1 protein-coding gene is annotated in these 269 nt (G+C 69.5%); it reads right to left on the bottom strand.

The annotated features are described in order from the left end of the window. On the bottom strand, positions 1-269 hold a 269-nt coding region (locus tag ACSNOK_RS34410; RefSeq protein WP_436784652.1), incomplete at both ends, for a hypothetical protein.

Raw genomic sequence — 269 nt, 5'->3', positions numbered from 1 at the left:
GTTCAACAGCCCCCGCCAGGGCACAAGCGCCTGTGCGCCGCGATAGCGCACGAACTGCATCAGTGCCTGGCCTGTAGCCAAGGCGCCCGCCATGCCCCCGTCCGACGCAAGCGCGGCTTGCAGGCCGCGCATGTCCCCGGTGCTTTCGGCCAGATAGGACAGTGTGGCCCATTCCGCGTCGGTCAACGCCGTGCGGGTGGCCAGCCATTCGCCTTGCAGAATCCGGGCGACGCCGCCATGGCCGCTGCGCGCGAAGATCGGCAGCACCA

This window comes from Streptomyces sp. URMC 126 (genome assembly GCF_051386555.1).
Taxonomy (GTDB): Bacteria; Actinomycetota; Actinomycetes; order Streptomycetales; family Streptomycetaceae; genus Streptomyces.
Note: the sequence above shows the minus strand (reverse complement) of the source record. Positions and strands in the feature narration are given on the sequence as shown.